Source organism: Carnobacterium jeotgali MS3 (assembly GCF_000745125.1).
GTDB lineage: Bacteria > Bacillota > Bacilli > Lactobacillales > Carnobacteriaceae > Carnobacterium_B > Carnobacterium_B jeotgali.
Genome location: NZ_JQNF01000010.1, coordinates 768,043 through 782,626, shown reverse-complemented (window position 1 = coordinate 782,626; position 14,584 = coordinate 768,043). Strand labels below are relative to the sequence as shown.

Below are 14,584 nucleotides of genomic sequence, written 5' to 3'. Positions count from 1 at the left end.
AACTAACTTTAACTAAGAGATGCAGTTTTCCATATTTTCACTAGTATTCAACTCGTCATATTAAGATTCTTAATTCACTATTACGGATGTAAATTCCCGATTATATAATGTCGATGGATAGATGTAGTAAAGGAACTTTTTACTGCCACTACTTTCTGAGTATGCATATACAGCTGTTTTTGTTACTTCCCATCCTTCTTTTACTTTTAGTCTAAAATGATCCGTTCTATTGGGAACGTTCACCACTATTCCACCCAACGGATCAACACGGCCAAAAGAATGATCTGTACTTCTCGCAGTTAAATGAGTTCCATCATCTTCAGTCCAATGAAAACCCTCTTCCGTGGGAAACTTAGTCCCTTGACTGGATTGATTAGCCGCATAGTCTGAAGTGTATACTATTTCTTTACTAACTTCTACATAGTCGTATAGTGCATGTTGTGGAACAGCTATGACCTTTGTTTGTTCATTAAAAGGACCTTCCGCCTTATAATCTATAGATTTCACAGTACAAAGTGGATTACGCACCAAAAAGACCAAGATTAAACCTGTTAAAATAAAAAAGAAATAAAACGACTTTTTTTTCATAAACTTCTGCTCCTTTGTTTATCCATTCACAAAATAAAGGTCTTGTAGCTAATCTTTCATACTTACTAGTATTTTTGGGTTTTTAATAAAAACTATAAATTTATTCAATTACCTGAATAATTCATAGAATTTCTGAAACTCTATTAAAAGCTTATTAACGCACGGTTCTTCTTTTCTTTTACCGCACCCTTTGGGTGTACAAAAAGAACCCCAATCTGCTATGGTTAAAGTGTCTAAACTAAACCAAGAAAGGGGTTCTCTCAATGGCTACATTACAGGAAAAACACGTAAAATTCAACTCTAAAATGGTGGTGTCAAACACCGGTGGTAATCTTTCGTCAGATGCCGGTCTCATCTTGGTGAAGGAATTCATGAATTCGCTTGGATTTTATTCGTTCGCGAAGCAATTCCTCCACTTCAATGAGGACCGTATTTATTGGACTCATGACAACATCTCCCTGCTCGAACAGCTGCTCTTCCAGTTGATTGCCGGATATTCCGCAGATTCATCCGCCAATCTCTTGAAGGAAGATCCCATTTTTCGGTTGGTTTTGGATAAGGAAGCCATCGCCTCCCAGGCCTCGCTATCCCGCTTCTGGGACCGGATCAGCGAGGAGAACATTGCACAGTTCCAGGAACTGAACCAAGCCATGCTGGACAAGGTCCGCATGGAACGGAACAATACCCAAATGATCATCGATTTAGATTCCACACATTCGGATACGTTCGGGAATCAAGAAAAGACTGAGTACAATGCCCATTACGGCACACAGGGCTATCATCCGTTGGTAGCCTTCGATGGCCTTACGGGAGACTTTCTGAAAGCAGAACTTCGTTCTGGAAATGTGTATACGTCAAAAGGTGTAAAAGATTTTCTGGCACCGATGCTCATACATTACCGTCAAGTCCTTCCCTGCACTGATATTTTGGTCCGGGGAGACAGCGGCTTTGCGACGCCCGAGGTCTATGATACGTGTGAATCCAACGAAAGTTTCTATGTCATCCGCCTGAAATCAAATAAAGTCGTGGAAAAACTAGCGGAAACCTTTGTCCTGGTTGGGGACGACCATCCCTGGGAGGAAAGGGAAGTCCACTACTATTCCGCGTTCTATCAAGCCAATAGCTGGTCCCAAAAACGTCGAATCTGTATCAAATCGACTCGGGAATCGAATCAGCTGGTGTTCAGTCACGAGTACGTGGTCACTAATTTTCACGAGGAACTATCCGCGAAAACCATCTTCCAGATTTACCATAAACGCGGCACCATGGAGAACTTCATCAAGGAAGCAAAAAATGGGTTCTATTTCGACAAGACGGATAGCTCAAGCTTCTTGGAAAATCATGCACGGATGATGGTAAGCCTGTTGGCTTACAACCTGGTCAACTTCATGAAGACCATATGTCTACCTGAAAAGGAAGCGACATTCCAAGTCGACACATTGCGGCTCCGCCTGTTCAAGGTCGCGGGTAAATTAGTCCGCAGTGGCCGTAGATTGCTTTTACGGATGAGCTCCTCCCATGTCTATCAAGACTTGTTTTATCAGTTACTGGACAAAATCCAGCAACTCAGTTGGCAAGTGTAAAATAGCAATCAGCTTTTAAAAAGACATGGAATCACCAAGGGATTCGTGCGCCCAAAAACAGCTCCAGATTCCCTATCTTCGTTAAAAAAACAAAAGGAAATCTGTTTTCGCAAGTACAAACCGGTTGAAAAAAGAAAATTCAACTCAAATCGATGTATAAACGTTATTTTCCCAAAAAAATTAGATCTATGAATTATTCAGGAATTATATGATTCATTAACCTGCTTTTGCAAGCGAATAAACTGTATAATAACATTATTAAATAGCAATAATTTTATATTAGATTACACTTTTGAGGAGGAATACAACAGAACGAAGATTTTGTTATTAATATGGACGCTAATCAACATCAGTTTGTTGCTATTTCAACGCTTAAAAATAAAGAAGAAATAATCATAGGAACTGCAGGGTTATCTGTACATGGCAACCATCGTACTCGTCATAGCGGAAGCATTGGCATAATGATTCATAAAGATTACCAAAACCAAGGGGTGGGCACGGCTTTATTAGATGCAGTTATCGATGTAGCAGACAACTGGTTAATGCTTGTTAGGCTTGAACTCACTGTATTTGAAGACAACGAACACGCTATACATTTGTATGAAAGATTTGGATTTGAAAAAGAAGGGCTTAAACGACTAGCAGCAATAAGAAACGGGAAATATGCTAATGAATATTTAATGGCTAGAATTAATTCTGCTCTTTATCCCCTTTAAGCTCTAATTAATGACAAACTTTTGGCAATACGACTACTTATAAGGAAATGGAAAAATGAATTTTATCGTTATTTTCTTACTTCTGGCAGGAGCATTTCTATTATTACTGTCTCTTACTTTAAGTATTAGTCAGTTAAAAGCGGAACTTTATCAGATGAAAAAAAACTGGATAGTGTCGCTACACACGTTGGCTTACCTGGCTTAATAAATGATGATCTAAAATCAACTCTTTTAGAACTCATCTCAGAAGGAAATAAAATTAAGGCTATTAAAGAGTATAGATCCGCCACCGGAGCCGGACTACTTGAAGCGAAACAATTTATTGATCATTTAAGCGAATAACTTTTTTAGAACTGTTTTTGTCACCTAGCTTTATTGGTTAACATTAATTTTTAAATTTGTTCATATTAGGGAGATGCTAGATGGAAATCGAATTTGAATTATTGGAAGAAGATTATGTGAATTTTAATATTGAGCACGCTAACTCGTCCGTTTCAGTAAAAAGAAGTTTAATCTTACAAAGGACACTAGGTCCCTTTGTTTTCTTAATAGCTACACTTGCACTTGTAAAGTTTTCAGAAATATCTATGTGGTATTGGATAACTGTATTTAGTATTATGAGTGTAATTTGGCTAGTTTTTTATCCAAATTATTTCAATTGGGAAATGGGAAGAAATATTAAAAAAATGCTTAAAGAAGGAAATAATAAAAATTTATTACAGAAAAGAAAACTCTTTTTAACAGATGAAGCGATAATTGAAACCAGCACGGCTAGTGAGACGAAGACGCCTTGGAGTGACGTAAACAAAGTAGAAGAAACGGGTGAGTACATCTATATTTACAATTCCTCCATCTCAGCTTACATAATTCCTAAAAGAGTATTGGGAAATCAAAATAAAATCAATACGTTCCTTGAAGAGATATACAAACATCATCCGTCGTCTATGCGCCAATAAATAGAAAGAAACTGTTTAATAGTATGGGCGTACATATAGGTAAGATAAAAAAGAAATAAAGCTTTTAATACTTTATTTCTTTTTTATCTTAGCGCCTGATTTTTTCATTTCAGTATTCTCCATATTTCTTCAACCACAAACGAGATAGTTGCTCCATAAATAAACCATTTTCTATTTTCCCAGTTCCTTTTTGTTCTTTCTACTAGTTTATTTATCATTGTTATCTATTTTCCCATTACCTAAGTTATTTAATCGCTTAACTTCTTTTTCTAAATCATTTATTTTTTTCCCCAATCGCTTTTCTAATTTATCAATATCATATCTAACAACAGCTAAAGCTCCTAAAATAGGTAATAGACTTAATATAAAAGGCCAAAAATTTTCCATATCCCATATCTCCCTGTTATTAATAGTGATTTTATCTTACTGAAATAACCTGATTTTTTATTTGCGCCGATTGTAAAATTAAGCTAGACAAATAAAAAAGCCATTCGTGGTACACTCAAAATGTATTTCCGACCAAAGAAAACATAGGAGTGATCACGAATGACCTACACCCATCTTACCACTGAAGAACTTGTAATGATAGAAGCTTATTTCCATCAAAAAATTTCTGTTTTGAAAATTGCCACCTACATTGGCCGTTCACGTCAGACGATTCATAACGTAGTTACTTTCCTAAGGAAAGGTTACACGGCTCTTGATTACTTTAAACAATACAAAGAAAATAAGAAGCGCTGCGGTAGACATCCTATTACCTTACCCAATGACCAACAAGAATATATTCAAAAGATGGTTGCTCAAGGATGGACTCCAGATGTGATTATTGGTCGTGCAGAAAGGTTCATCGCTTGTTCCTCACGCACCTTGTACCGACAGTTCAAACAAGGGCTCTTTGATCAAACAACTCTTCCTATGAAAGGAAAACGTAAACCAAACGGTCATAAAGAAAAACGAGGGAAACAAGCTTTCAAAAGAAATATATCTGAAAGATTAACGGATTATCCTCAATTTGAAGACGAGTTTGGTCATCTAGAAGGAGACACTATTGTTGGCATTCATCATAAAAGTGCTGTAATCACATTGGTTGAACGGATTTCAAAAGCCATTATTACTTTGAAGCCCAATGGGCGTAAAGCACAAGATGTTGAAGAAGCTATAAACAACTGGTTCCAATGTATTCCAAGAAATCTCTTCAAATCCATTACGTTTGATTGTGGAAAAGAGTTTTCCAACTGGAAAACCATTAGTAATCTAAATGATGTTGCTATTTACTTTGCTGATCCAGGAACTCCATCCCAGCGAGCTTTAAACGAGCATTCTAATGGACTGCTTCGAAAAGACGGTTTACCGAAAGAAATGGATTTTAACCAAGTTGATCAATCTTTTGTCTCTGCAGTCGCTTCAGTAAGAAATCAGATCCCAAGAAAATCTTTACAGTATCTGACACCGTTAGAAGTATTTTTAAATTACATTAATGAGTGGGAACTGTCTAACTTAATTTGACAAACGAAATTGTTATTAATTTGAGAATTGTGAGCATAATAAAAAACAATACCCATAAGAAAAGAAATAAAAGCAATTATTGAAATGAAACCATTCATCTCGCCATAATACATATCACTTAACACATAGTTACCTATAAAAATAAAAAATGATGTTATAAAAAATAAAGTTCCAGAAATTAAGTACATAAATAGTCTCCTTTTATCTCGATTAACAAATGAAAATTTTCTATTTAATTCGGTTCTATAATATTTAGTGTTGGTGACTAAAAATCGCCAGCACTATTTTTGTATAAAATGACAAAAAAATAGAAACAAGCGAAAATCTCCGTTAGAATAAAGTTACGACACCACATTCAAAGGGAGGATTTTCACTTGTCTCAATCTCATTCTATACGATTTGCTTTAGATATTAAAGATAAAAATATCACTTTTGGAAAAAATAATTGTTCTGAAAAACGGATTAAAGGAAAACAATCAAAAGTTTTCTATGGTACATTAACCTATCATCCTACCCATTGTGCGAATTGTGGGATGGAAAACAACGCCTATTCGATTATTAAATATGGCTTTAAAACCTCTCGATTGACGCTCAATAGCACAACCCACAACCCATTACCCTACTTATTTAGCATTAAAGAAACAGCGTTTCTATTGTAAAAACTGTCAAACGACCTTTAGCGCAGAAACCAAAGAAGTTGACCGGTCTTGTTTTATTGTAAATGCCGTTAAACAATCCATTGCTGTAGAAGCGCAAGATAAAATCTCTATGAAGGATTTAGCGAATAGACACTTCGTGTCACCTGTTACCGTTACGCGTATTATTGAACAATTCGCTAAAAGTTTCCAAATCAATTTTAACGCTTTACCTGAACACCTTTCTTTTGATGAATTTAAATCCGTCAAATCTGTCGTAGGAAATTTAAGCTTTATTTACGCTGATTCAAAGGACCATTCGATCATTGGTATCTTGCCTAGTCGGAGACTAACTTGCTTAAAAGAACATTTCCAACGCTATTCATTAACGGTTCGCAGCCAAGTCAAAACAATCGTCATTGATATGAATACACCTTATTTTTCATTGATTCACACGTTATTTCCAAAAGCTAAGATTATCATTGATCGGTTTCATTTAGTGCAATTAGTTAGTCGCTCGTTAAATAAGACACGGATAAAAGTGATGAATCAGTACAACACATCCAAACCTGAAGATAAGAAAAACAATCGAAAACTAAAAAAGTATTGGAAACTGCTATTAAAAGACTCTGATAAACTAAACTACACAAGCTATGCCTATCATCGTCTATTTAAAGGCTATAAATCTGAAACGGAAGTCATTGATTACCTCATTTCGTTGGATCCAATGTTACGTGATACGTACCGTTTTTATCAAGATTTACTCTATGCTATTCATCAGAATGATTTCGACTCTTTTATAGCTAGTCTAAATGAACCATCGATTCATCTCTCTTCTTACATGAAAACGAGTGTTAAAACATTAAAGAAATATGCTCCAGCTATAAAAAATACATTTGTCTACGCTTATTCAAATGGTCCGCTTGAAGGGATTAATAATAAAATTAAAGTCATTAAACGCATTGCTTTTGGTTTCAGAAGTTTCACGAGTTTTCGTAATCGCATCCTGCTGTCTTGTACTACAAAAAATAAAAAATGAAGGCTTTAAGAAATCATCTTCTTAAAACCTTCACCTTAACTTTTATTTAATTGGATAGTTTACTCACCAACACTATTTGACATAGAGCCTTTAATTCTTAAATGCAAGATTTGTTCCTAAAACAAAAGAGAAGATGGAAAGAACAACATACCTCGCTATATTTAAAATCGCTTCCAATATATAAAGATAAATATCCATTCCATCATCATCCGGTATAGGATAAACCATATTAGGTAAACGAACTAGTATTAATACAGCTCCTAAAATTAAAATATAGCCTAAAATTTTTTTGTGATTTTTCATGAATAATTTCCTTTCAGTTTTATGTAGAGGAGGTATTGAATACACTTAGATAAGTTTTTTCATATATGACTCTATATTTATTGACTTTTGCTTAATTTCTAAATGTAATTTAAAATAGCTCCATGCGTTTGATAGAAAAATTACCGCACTCAATAATAATTGTTGTTTGTGAAAATAAATAAATTTCGTGTCTTAAACGACCACTATCTAGCAATGTTAGTTCGTCATGTGACCACTCATCTAAACCATGGTTAAACAAAATTTTTTGACTTTCAAATAGTCTATTTCTTGAAATATCAAAATCAATAGAATAGATTGTCACATCTGTCCATAACAATTGATATATATTATTATCCCAATGCTTTGCTACAGATGAAATAGATACTATACTTTCTTGAGACTCATCTGGTGCTTCTGGATTATAATTATTTACCAATATAATTTCGCTTATACGACTATCATGAAAAGAGTTGTTTAATAAAAAACTATGAGTATCTATATCTAGTACTTTAGTTAAAGTCCTTAAATTATCCATATAGCCTTCAAGATCATGTTTTTCTTCTGTAAAGTAATTCATTGAATTCTCTCCTATTTAAATTAATAATAAAAAAATTAATTTTAAGACTTCCTTCCTTAAGTTAGTACTCTGATTATCCCAAATTCAACCTAAAAAGTACCGCACCTATTCGTTTACAATTAGCAACCACTGGTTTACATCTCAAAAAATTCCAAATAAAAAAATGTAATTATTATAAATTTCTAGATATCTGATTTAGAATTTAACAAAATAGTTAAAGGTTTTCAGTAAATAATTATCAATAAAAAATACTGGTATGCGATTCACCAGCGTAAACAAGAAAATGAGTTTTTTGCATTGGAGGATATCGATTGGGATACTTTGTAAAGTTAGCAAACTCTTTTCTGAAAGACCAAGGAAATTTAAAAGACAACTATTCAGCATTGGATAGTTTACTCAGTTAATATTAACGTAAAAGAGGTCCTAACTTGGTTTGCTTTTACACGTTACAAAAGATAGAAACTTACTTTGAAGAATCTAAGTTCCTATCTTTTTCTTTATTTTTTAATTTAGTTGTAGTAATTGCGCGACTATTTCAGAGCTACCTGGTAAAAACATAATTAACGAAATGACAATAAATAAAACACCTATACTAAACATCATGCTTACGACTTTAACTGAACGTGAAACATCCTTATTCAGCATACCTACTACAATAAGAGCAATCCCTACAAAGAGTATTAGAAAATACCAAAAACCCATTTTATCTCCTACCTTCTTTTAGTTTTTATTACTAAAAGAAGTATACCTTTTAATTTTATATGAATTCATATAATTATTGTTATCTTTTTATTAAGGTTTAAATGACGCCATATACATACAATTATTTTCTACGTTATAATATAAAATAAAGGATAACCATACACACAAGGAGCTAGGCAATTATGAAAAAAGAAATTAAATTTATTTTGTCCATAATAGTTATAGTTATGATTTTATTAAGCTCCTATAAAATATCTAATAGCCCATTAATAAATTTAATCACACGAAATGAAACCACTGGGAAAATAGAGTATGTATCGATTTCTTCAAATTGGAATAGCGAAGAAATAGACACATTTATAAGTGACGATTTCAAATTATACAATGCCGATTCAGATAGTTTTTCATCTTATATTTCTAATAATAAGGTTCTTAATAAGATAAATAACATTGCTCTTGAAGATTCTGCAGGTACTATTGTTAAGAATGATGAAATAATTACAGGAATCTTTCAATCAGCAGAAAAAATAGAACACGATATTTTGGAATTCCAAATATTCAAAGTTGTTGAAAATTATTTTGTTTTAGTAAAATTAAATGTAAATTGGCAATCACCTTGTGATTTGTATGAATACGATACAGTTGACAAAGAATTAAAACTCTTACATAAATTTCAAGATGTTGACATTATAGGATTGTCGTTAGCAGATTAATTAAACAATTTTCCCCCAATTATTTTTATCATTTCCTACTTCCTATCATTAACCTAATGAATTTAATATTTGGTACATAAAGTCGTATATCTATAGTGAAATTCTTATACTTCTTAAATGAATCATCTGCTCACTTTAAACTTTATTGACTGCTTTGTCCTTTTGATAAACTGTGATATATTATGTAATTAAATTTGTGGGAGGCAATAATATGGCTACTCGTTCAGATATTTTAAAATACGCAGAAGAGAACTATAAAACTATTTCAGAGCATTTATGGACTAAGTATCCAAGTTATGAAGTGCTACGGCATAAACACAATAAAAAATGGTATGCACTTATCATGAGTGTTCCTAAAAATAAAATTGGTTTAGACGGTGATGAAATTATTGACATATTAAACATAAAATGTGAACCTGAGCTAGTCGTTCCTTTGTCTTCAAAAGAAGGGTTTTCCCATGCATACCATATGAATAAGGAACACTGGTTAACTGTTATTTTAAATGGAACCGCTTCGAATGAAGAAATATATAATTTGATTGACATAAGTCATGAACTAACAAAATGACTATTAAATTTAATAGGGAATTTACGTTAAAAACTAAATTCTGTAATTAAAAAAGTAATCGTTAAATTCCCTAACTCTATATGATAGGCATTTCATTATTTTTTAGTGTTTTTTTTACCTTGATCAATCCAATAATCAGCAATACCATCCATTTTAGACCAACCCCAACCAACGATAATGAGACCAATAACAGCTAAAAGTAAGAATAACATTTTATCTCCTCCTGGTAATTAGTAATTATTAGTTAAAGAGTACATCGTTATTTTAACAACAATGCCGTCATAATGATATGTAAAACGTTTACTACATAAAATATATAAGCGACTGAGACTATGAAATCAGAGATAATTAGTCATTGATAAAACATACTATTCTTCAGGACATATATAACTGTGATGAATAGCGACTGTACTCATGAAAGTTATCAAATGTCAGATCACCTGTTATTTGGCTTTCAGAGTTCAACTATCTTTAGCCTGGTTACTATTGTTTACATCATCATATATTGAGTAAACAAAAAAATCGAGCTGTTGTGCATTCCTAAAATGCACAACAGCTCAATTTTAATAGCCTTTTATAAACGTATTACTTGATTTAGAATTAAATCATACCTAACAGTTTCCCTAAAAAGAATACAATTAAACAAATTACACCTAAATACAAGGCAAAGTATTTAAATACTTTTTTAGTGATTGCACCTTCTTGTCCAATCAAACCTGTAGCTGCAGTTGCTACAGCTATACTTTGAGGAGATATCATCTTACCGGCTGTTGCTCCCGCCATATTAGCTGAAGCTAACCAGTATTCATTTGCACCTAACGATTGAGCAGCATTAACTTGCAGTGCTCCAAAGAGAATATTCGCATTTGTATCACTACCCGTAATAAATGTACCAACGGCTCCAATTAGAGGAGATATCAATGGGAATAAAGGTCCCGTAAAAGTAACAAGTGAGGTTGATAGTACACTGATCATGCCACTATATCCCATTAATTTAGATAGGGCTACAATCGCGCTTACAGTCACAGCGGTATTTTTAAGCTGCTTGATCGTACTCCACAAAATATCTGTAATTTTGCCAAAGGAAACTCCTTGAATCAATCCACCTAAATAAGTAGCTAAGATAATCAATGTCCCTGGAGTAGTCAACCACTTGATCATATAAGGTTTTGCACCTTCTCCAGAATAGATTACAAATGAAGACTGTACTTTTCCCAATGTACCACTGATAGCTGGGAATAAAGATGAAGATAAAATGATAAATAGAAAAACAAAAACATAAGGCAGACAAGCTTTAAAAGCTACCGAGAAGGTAACTGATGACTTTCCTACGTGATCATTATCTTTAATCAAGTAAGGAGAGTCTTCTGGTGTTTTTACAAAACGGGCCGCCAAGACTGTGACCAAAATACAAACTAAAGAACCAATAACAGCCGGCAACTCAGGTCCAATGTAGCGAGCCACAAAAACCTGAGGCAAACCAAATGCAAGCCCTGATAATAAGGTGATCAGAGTAACGCCTTTTAATGATTTTATACTTTCACCTGTTAGCATAACTAAAATAAAGGGAACAATTAGAATAAGCAATAACAACTGCAATGAGACTATATAAGATGTTTGCATAACCTCCAGCCCTCCTGCTTGAGCTAATGAGGTTACAGGCAATCCTATTGCTCCAAATGCAGTTGGGGTAGTATTCGCAATCAAACAAATAACAGCTGCCATAACTGGGCTTACACCTAATGAAGCTAGAATTCCAGCCGGGATTGCAACTGCCGTACCAAATCCAGCAATTGATTCCAAAAAACCACCAAATCCCCAAGCAATCAGTAAAACTAATACTCGCATATCTTTGGAGACTCCTGTCAACAATTGGTTGATAATTTTCATACTTCCAGAATAAGTAGCTAAATTATACGTAAATAAAGCGGCTACAATAATATAAACGATTGGCCAAATGCCATTAATAACGCCTTCTAATGTTGCTGTAAAAGCATCAATAATTGGGAAATCAAAACCAACGATGCTGATTCCAAGTGTAAGAAGCAGTCCAATCAAGCAAGCTTTTGTACCTGGCATCTTTAATACGCCAAGTGAGATAATTAGCCATGCAATAGGCAGTACTGCAAGTAATGTCTGTAATATCATAATTTTTTTCCTTCCATTATCCGTTTTTTATTAAGTGAGTTTCAGAGCTTGATTCTTTTGTATAAGTGCATTTTTTTCATCTTTCATAAATCCTCTGCTCCACTTAATATGTAGCGATGCCGTTTAGTCGGCACCGCTCCCTCAAATTCACATAAATTTATTTTTTCATATCAAACAAACGAGCATTTTTAACGTCTTCGATTGTTTGAGTTCCAGCTAATTGCATAACACGTTTCAAGTCTGTTTCGAAGTATTCTAAGACAGATTTAACACCTTTCCATCCGCCTAAAGCTAACCCGTATAATACTGGACGACCCACAGCCACGATATCTGCACCGCTTGCTAAAGCTTTGAAGATGTGTTCTCCACGACGAATACCACTGTCAAATACGATTGGAACACGGCCAGCTACAACTTTAGAAATACTTTCCAAAGTATCAAATGATCCAGGTGCACCATCTAATTGACGTCCACCATGATTGGATACCCAAATACCAGCTGCTCCTGCACCAATCGCTAATGAAGCATCTTCAGGAGTTTGAATTCCTTTAACAAACACTGGCAAGCCAGAGTAATCTGAAATAAACTTCACATCTCTTGGGGTGATTTTTTGTTTTGACTGAGCATAGATGTTGTTCAAAGACATATTCTTCCCTGATCCGGTTAAGTAACGAGAGACAATTGGCATACCAAATGGGTAAACAAATTTATTCAGCATATCTTTCTCACGATTACCACTTAATGTTGAATCCGCTGTTAAGATGATTGCTGTCGCACCATCAGATTTTGCTTCATCAAGAATATTTTTATTCATTTCATCATCTTTACTCATATAAATTTGGAACCAACGAGGACTGCCTTTCAAGCCATCTTCAATTTCTTCAAACGTAGCTCCTGAATAAGCACTGATAGACATAATCGTGCCGCCAAATTCAGCGATTCCTTTAGCTGTTCCTGCTTCTTTTGTTTCATGAGCTAACCCATGAGCTGCAATAGGAGCCATAATAAAAGGGACTTTAATGTCATGTTCTAAAATAGAAGTCGATGTGTCCGGATTTTCTACATCAGCTAATACACGAGGCAAAATTCCTTTGTGTGACCAAGCTTCATTATTTTGTTTTAATGTAAATTCATCTCCTGAAGCACCTGACATATAATCAAATCCACCATGTGGAACGACTTCACGAGCTCTGTCTTCAAGCCGATAAGTGCTGATTACTTCAATTTCTTGCTCTACTGTTGGTGCTTCGTATTTAATCGTTTGTTCATTTACCATAAATTTCCAACCATCCTTTTTATATAATGAATTTAATAGTTTATTTCTAAATTTAAAATAGCCATTGAGCACTCAGTACAGTCAACGGAGCTACAATTACAACTATAATCCGTCTCACAAAAAGTAATTCAGACATAGCGATTTGGACATCAATCTTGAATAATTTTCAACCTGTTAATCACTTTAAAAATGTCACACCTTTCACCATTATTTTGGAAGCGCTTCACCACTTGTGTTACTTTATCATGTTCTTCCACACTTAGAAAATATTGTTTTTTTATGATATGATAAATAATATTTATGCAAAATTAGTTTAGTATACGTTTCGTTTATGTTATTAAATTCACAAAACCAACAGGAGGACCCTATGAATTTACAAGATTTAGTTTACTTTAATTATTTGGCTGAAAACTTGAACTTTACTGCAACAGCAGAACATTTTTACGTCTCCCAGCCTTCCATTTCGATGGCTTTAAAACGCCTTGAAAAGGAACTCGAAACTGTATTGATAGATAGAAAAAGACTTCACAAACATTTACGTTTGACAGAAACTGGTGAAATATTATTTAAGCATTCAACTCATATTTTACAAACAGTAGAACAAGTTAAAGAAGAAATTCATGATTTGAAAAATCAAATCGTTTATTTTGGCTTCTTACCAACCATTGGCGGCCATTTCATGGCACAACTGATGCCACATTTGACAAAATTTTCAGCCTCTATGAAACTCATTGAAGAAGAAAGTTCTGATGTTATGCTGGATTTGGTATGCAAAGGTCAAGTTCCATTGGCCATTATTGGGAGCGATTGTCCTACTTTTTCAGCAGAAAATTTATTACAAATTCCTTTGCGAACAGAAGAGTTAGCTCTTTGGGTATCCCCTGACAATCCATTAGCCAAAAAAAGCATCATCATGGCAGCGGAACTTCAAGATGAGCTGTTTATCTCCTTAGCGCAAGGTTATACACACCAACGTATTTTTGAAGAATGGACTAAAAACAACCAAATTAAACAGCCACAGACTCTTTATACTAAGGAAATTCAAACGGCATTGTCCATTGCTTCTTCCACTAACATGGTTGCTTTTATGAGCGATATTCTAATAGACGATCGCCCACGACTGGTCAGAGTTCCCATTGAAAATGCACCTCACTTTTACATTAGCCTCATCGTGAATAAGGATCACAGTAAAACCACATATTTTCAAAAAGAATTCAATGAGGCAATGATTGAAATCGCTGAGACCTTTAATACTCGTTGAATTTAAATTTATG

The 14,584-nt window shown here is 34.1% G+C and carries 18 protein-coding genes; 11 read left to right on the top strand and 7 right to left on the bottom strand.

What is annotated here, in order from left to right; genetic code table 11:
• Window positions 1–69: 69 nt before the first annotated feature.
• Window positions 70–588 carry an exonuclease/endonuclease/phosphatase family protein gene (locus BP18_RS11340; protein WP_029277031.1) on the bottom strand — a complete coding sequence of 173 codons (519 nt, stop codon included), beginning with the start codon at window positions 586–588 and terminating at the stop codon, window positions 70–72.
• Between the two features lie 263 nt (window positions 589–851).
• Here BP18_RS11340 and BP18_RS11335 point away from each other — a divergent pair, with 263 nt between their 5' ends.
• From BP18_RS11335 to BP18_RS11325, 5 genes are all read left to right on the top strand, one after another.
• Window positions 852–2,171, top strand: coding sequence for an IS1380 family transposase (locus BP18_RS11335; protein WP_029277029.1), 1,320 nt, complete (start codon window positions 852–854; stop codon window positions 2,169–2,171).
• A gap of 332 nt (window positions 2,172–2,503) precedes the next feature.
• Window positions 2,504–2,887: a GNAT family N-acetyltransferase gene (locus BP18_RS11330; protein ID WP_231549467.1), complete on the top strand. Its 384-nt coding sequence runs from the start codon at window positions 2,504–2,506 to the stop codon at window positions 2,885–2,887.
• 55 nt (window positions 2,888–2,942) lie between these two features.
• Window positions 2,943–3,092: a hypothetical protein gene (locus tag BP18_RS12635; protein WP_156097228.1), complete on the top strand. Its 150-nt coding sequence runs from the start codon at window positions 2,943–2,945 to the stop codon at window positions 3,090–3,092.
• Window positions 3,053–3,229: a ribosomal protein L7/L12 gene (locus tag BP18_RS13040; protein ID WP_081835462.1), complete on the top strand. Its 177-nt coding sequence runs from the start codon at window positions 3,053–3,055 to the stop codon at window positions 3,227–3,229. Before BP18_RS12635 ends, BP18_RS13040 begins: the two co-directional genes overlap by 40 nt.
• Window positions 3,230–3,309: 80 nt before the next feature.
• On the top strand, window positions 3,310–3,843 hold the full coding sequence (locus BP18_RS11325; RefSeq protein WP_029277025.1) for a YcxB family protein: 534 nt from the start codon (window positions 3,310–3,312) through the stop codon (window positions 3,841–3,843).
• A gap of 207 nt (window positions 3,844–4,050) precedes the next feature.
• On the opposite strand, the gene BP18_RS11320 is transcribed toward BP18_RS11325, so the two are convergent.
• The gene (locus tag BP18_RS11320; protein WP_029277023.1) at window positions 4,051–4,230 is read right to left on the bottom strand and encodes a hypothetical protein; all 180 of its coding nucleotides are present in this window, start codon (window positions 4,228–4,230) and stop codon (window positions 4,051–4,053) included.
• Window positions 4,231–4,389: 159 nt separating this feature from the next.
• Here BP18_RS11320 and BP18_RS11315 point away from each other — a divergent pair, with 159 nt between their 5' ends.
• The 3 genes from BP18_RS11315 to BP18_RS11305 all read left to right on the top strand — a co-directional run bounded on the left by BP18_RS11315 (window position 4,390) and on the right by BP18_RS11305 (window position 7,023).
• Entirely contained in the window at window positions 4,390–5,349 is a 960-nt protein-coding gene (locus tag BP18_RS11315; protein WP_035050157.1) for an IS30 family transposase, read from the top strand.
• Window positions 5,350–5,723: 374 nt separating this feature from the next.
• Window positions 5,724–6,008: a hypothetical protein gene (locus BP18_RS12745; protein ID WP_197050110.1), complete on the top strand. Its 285-nt coding sequence runs from the start codon at window positions 5,724–5,726 to the stop codon at window positions 6,006–6,008.
• The gene (locus BP18_RS11305; RefSeq protein ID WP_197050127.1) at window positions 5,944–7,023 is read left to right on the top strand and encodes an ISL3 family transposase; all 1,080 of its coding nucleotides are present in this window, start codon (window positions 5,944–5,946) and stop codon (window positions 7,021–7,023) included. Before BP18_RS12745 ends, BP18_RS11305 begins: the two co-directional genes overlap by 65 nt.
• Before the next feature lie 90 nt (window positions 7,024–7,113).
• On the opposite strand, the gene BP18_RS11300 is transcribed toward BP18_RS11305, so the two are convergent.
• The 3 genes from BP18_RS11300 to BP18_RS11290 all read right to left on the bottom strand — a co-directional run bounded on the left by BP18_RS11300 (window position 7,114) and on the right by BP18_RS11290 (window position 8,605).
• Entirely contained in the window at window positions 7,114–7,326 is a 213-nt protein-coding gene (locus tag BP18_RS11300; RefSeq protein WP_035050638.1) for a hypothetical protein, read from the bottom strand.
• Window positions 7,327–7,435: 109 nt separating this feature from the next.
• Window positions 7,436–7,903 (bottom strand): hypothetical protein, encoded by a 468-nt coding sequence (locus BP18_RS11295; protein ID WP_029277984.1) that lies wholly within the window; start codon window positions 7,901–7,903, stop codon window positions 7,436–7,438.
• A 504-nt stretch (window positions 7,904–8,407) separates the two neighbouring features.
• Entirely contained in the window at window positions 8,408–8,605 is a 198-nt protein-coding gene (locus tag BP18_RS11290) for a hypothetical protein (RefSeq protein WP_007724587.1), read from the bottom strand.
• 182 nt (window positions 8,606–8,787) lie between these two features.
• Here BP18_RS11290 and BP18_RS11285 point away from each other — a divergent pair, with 182 nt between their 5' ends.
• Both BP18_RS11285 and BP18_RS11280 read left to right on the top strand, forming a co-directional pair.
• On the top strand, window positions 8,788–9,318 hold the full coding sequence (locus BP18_RS11285; protein WP_007724585.1) for a hypothetical protein: 531 nt from the start codon (window positions 8,788–8,790) through the stop codon (window positions 9,316–9,318).
• Window positions 9,319–9,529: 211 nt separating this feature from the next.
• Entirely contained in the window at window positions 9,530–9,886 is a 357-nt protein-coding gene (locus tag BP18_RS11280; protein ID WP_007724584.1) for an MmcQ/YjbR family DNA-binding protein, read from the top strand.
• Window positions 9,887–10,486: 600 nt separating this feature from the next.
• Here the strand turns inward: BP18_RS11280 and BP18_RS11275 are convergent.
• Both BP18_RS11275 and BP18_RS11270 read right to left on the bottom strand, forming a co-directional pair.
• Window positions 10,487–12,034 (bottom strand): L-lactate permease, encoded by a 1,548-nt coding sequence (locus BP18_RS11275; protein WP_007724582.1) that lies wholly within the window; start codon window positions 12,032–12,034, stop codon window positions 10,487–10,489.
• 157 nt (window positions 12,035–12,191) lie between these two features.
• Window positions 12,192–13,310: a lactate oxidase gene (locus tag BP18_RS11270; RefSeq protein ID WP_007724580.1), complete on the bottom strand. Its 1,119-nt coding sequence runs from the start codon at window positions 13,308–13,310 to the stop codon at window positions 12,192–12,194.
• Window positions 13,311–13,677: 367 nt separating this feature from the next.
• On the opposite strand from BP18_RS11270, the gene BP18_RS11265 reads away from it, so the two are divergent.
• The gene (locus BP18_RS11265; RefSeq protein WP_007724578.1) at window positions 13,678–14,571 is read left to right on the top strand and encodes a LysR family transcriptional regulator; all 894 of its coding nucleotides are present in this window, start codon (window positions 13,678–13,680) and stop codon (window positions 14,569–14,571) included.
• Window positions 14,572–14,584 lie beyond the last annotated feature (13 nt).

What these genes read in the sequence shown, in the direction of transcription:
- BP18_RS11340 (WP_029277031.1), bottom strand. Translation starts at nt 588, where the DNA reads ATGAAAAAAAAGTCGTTTTATTTCTTTTTTATTTTAACAGGTTTAATC.
- BP18_RS11335 (WP_029277029.1), top strand. Translation starts at nt 852, where the DNA reads ATGGCTACATTACAGGAAAAACACGTAAAATTCAACTCTAAAATGGTG.
- BP18_RS11330 (WP_231549467.1), top strand. Translation starts at nt 2,504, where the DNA reads ATGGACGCTAATCAACATCAGTTTGTTGCTATTTCAACGCTTAAAAAT.
- BP18_RS12635 (WP_156097228.1), top strand. Translation starts at nt 2,943, where the DNA reads ATGAATTTTATCGTTATTTTCTTACTTCTGGCAGGAGCATTTCTATTA.
- BP18_RS11325 (WP_029277025.1), top strand. Translation starts at nt 3,310, where the DNA reads ATGGAAATCGAATTTGAATTATTGGAAGAAGATTATGTGAATTTTAAT.
- BP18_RS11320 (WP_029277023.1), bottom strand. Translation starts at nt 4,230, where the DNA reads ATGGAAAATTTTTGGCCTTTTATATTAAGTCTATTACCTATTTTAGGA.
- BP18_RS11315 (WP_035050157.1), top strand. Translation starts at nt 4,390, where the DNA reads ATGACCTACACCCATCTTACCACTGAAGAACTTGTAATGATAGAAGCT.
- BP18_RS11300 (WP_035050638.1), bottom strand. Translation starts at nt 7,326, where the DNA reads ATGAAAAATCACAAAAAAATTTTAGGCTATATTTTAATTTTAGGAGCT.
- BP18_RS11295 (WP_029277984.1), bottom strand. Translation starts at nt 7,903, where the DNA reads ATGAATTACTTTACAGAAGAAAAACATGATCTTGAAGGCTATATGGAT.
- BP18_RS11290 (WP_007724587.1), bottom strand. Translation starts at nt 8,605, where the DNA reads ATGGGTTTTTGGTATTTTCTAATACTCTTTGTAGGGATTGCTCTTATT.
- BP18_RS11285 (WP_007724585.1), top strand. Translation starts at nt 8,788, where the DNA reads ATGAAAAAAGAAATTAAATTTATTTTGTCCATAATAGTTATAGTTATG.
- BP18_RS11280 (WP_007724584.1), top strand. Translation starts at nt 9,530, where the DNA reads ATGGCTACTCGTTCAGATATTTTAAAATACGCAGAAGAGAACTATAAA.
- BP18_RS11275 (WP_007724582.1), bottom strand. Translation starts at nt 12,034, where the DNA reads ATGATATTACAGACATTACTTGCAGTACTGCCTATTGCATGGCTAATT.
- BP18_RS11270 (WP_007724580.1), bottom strand. Translation starts at nt 13,310, where the DNA reads ATGGTAAATGAACAAACGATTAAATACGAAGCACCAACAGTAGAGCAA.
- BP18_RS11265 (WP_007724578.1), top strand. Translation starts at nt 13,678, where the DNA reads ATGAATTTACAAGATTTAGTTTACTTTAATTATTTGGCTGAAAACTTG.